The 1,864-nt window shown below is 56.7% G+C and carries 2 protein-coding genes; both read left to right on the top strand.

Annotation, left to right across the window (positions count from 1 at the left end; translation table 11 throughout):
* Positions 1–161: 161 nt before the first annotated feature.
* Entirely contained in the window at positions 162–1,196 is a 1,035-nt protein-coding gene (locus HKD21_RS14285; RefSeq protein WP_061487388.1) for an NADP-dependent oxidoreductase, read from the top strand.
* Positions 1,197–1,429: 233 nt separating this feature from the next.
* Positions 1,430–1,864 (top strand): transposase (locus HKD21_RS14280; RefSeq protein WP_194256263.1); only part of this gene is annotated, 435 nt, incomplete at its 3' end.

Raw genomic sequence — 1,864 nt, 5'->3', positions numbered from 1 at the left:
CGATCCGCTCAAAACGCAGATCAAAACCGACCCAAAGAACCGTCAATCAAAGCGCCCAAAAACTAAAATCACGGGCCAAGCACATCAATCAACGGTTCTTCGATCCCTCCATCTGTTGTAACACGGACCGGAAATCGCATTGACCTGTCAGGGGGAGTATCATGACCGAAAAGACATTTGAGGCCGTTGTTCTGGCAAAGCGTCCTGACGGAAGTATTGCGCCGGATGTTTTCGCGACAGTGGAACGTCCCTGGCCTGCGATAAAGGAGGGTGAGGTGCTGACACGCACACTCTTTGCTTCCGTCGATCCCTATATGCGGGGCATTCTCAACGAGGGGCGGACCTATCGTGAAGGACTGGCGGTTGGCGACATGATCCCTGGCGAAACCGTGGGACAGGTCATCCAGTCGAAGCATCCAGCCTTTCGTGGAGGCGAGATCGTTTCCGGTGCGTTTGGATGGGCGACTGTGCTGGCAACTCCCGGGGACAGGCTGGTCCGGGTTCCCGATGATGTGCCGCCTTCAACCTATCTTGGTGTGCTCGGTATGCCCGGGACAACCGCGTATTCGGGGATGAAGGACATCGGACAGCCCAAGGCAGGGGAAACGGTCGTTGTCTCTGCGGCGTCCGGTCCCGTAGGCGCAACAGCCGGACAGATAGCCAGAAGAGCAGGAGCGCGGGTGATCGGTATCGCGGGCGGCGTGAAGAAATGTGCGTGGGTCACGGAAATCGCCGGATTTGATGGATGCATCAATCATCATGAAAATCTCGACGAACAGCTTGACGCCCTCTGTCCTGACGGCGTCGATGTCTACTACGAGAACGTTGGGGGTGCAGTAGGCCAGGCTGTGATCAGGCGGTTACGTAATCATGCCCGGGTTCCGATCTGCGGTCTGGTCGCTGACTATAATGATCGCGACTATAGCGGGCTGGCGCATGCGCCCACGATCAGCGCGGCCATGCTGCTGTTTCGCAGAGCCCGCATCGAGGGCTTCATTGTCGGTGACCGGCCGGAGCGGTTTGCGGAATGGCGTGCTTTGGCAACTCCCTGGGTTCAGGAAGGATCTCTTGTTTATAAGGAACAGATTGTAAAGGGTCTGGATCAGGCCCCTCTCGCACTGGCTGGACAACTGAGTGGACAGAATTTCGGCAAACTTCTTGTGCAGGTTGCAGACGGTCCGACAAACCATGCCTGAGGGTCAACGGAGACAGAAAGCCTGTTTTTTGTGGTCAGTATGTGTAGTCGCTCTGGCCCTGATGCCTTGCGTGCCTGCGCAGGCAGCGGACAAAGCGTGGTGTTCGGTATCCGATCCGCAGGCTGCAGGGACTATGCCCGCGCTTCTTCGCCATCTGGAGGGTTCGAAAAACCCTCTGGTTTTGAGGGTGCCTTTGTGATTCCATTTCCCCCGAGTTGATTGGGGTATGGATCATGAAGCAGGCTGGTTTCTTTGATGTTGAAGAGAGGCTTGCCCGGCTGAGCGGGCTGGGTGACCAGCTTGAAGCGTTTTCCCGGACTGTGGATTTTGAAGTCTTCCGCCCTGATCTGGAGCAGGCTTTGGCGTATTCAGACGGCAGTAAAGGCGGGCGTCCGCCGTTTGATCCGGTACTGATGTTCAAGATCCTGATGATCCAGACGCTGAACAATTTGTCTGATGAGCGGACAGAGTATCTGATCAATGACCGCCTGTCGTTCATGCGTTTCCTTGGCCTGGGGCTGTCGGACCGTGTGCCGGATGCCAAAACGGTCTGGCTATTTCGCGAGCGTCTGACCCAGGCGGGAGCGATCGAGGGTCTGTTCAATCGCTTTGATACAATCCTGCGCAGCGCTGGTTATCTGCCGATGTCAGGCCAGATCCTGGATGCC

The organism is Gluconobacter cerevisiae, from assembly GCF_015244675.1.
GTDB lineage: Bacteria > Pseudomonadota > Alphaproteobacteria > Acetobacterales > Acetobacteraceae > Gluconobacter > Gluconobacter cerevisiae.
The sequence above is the reverse complement of the archived record's forward strand: the minus strand, read 5'-3'. Positions and strand labels throughout refer to the sequence as shown.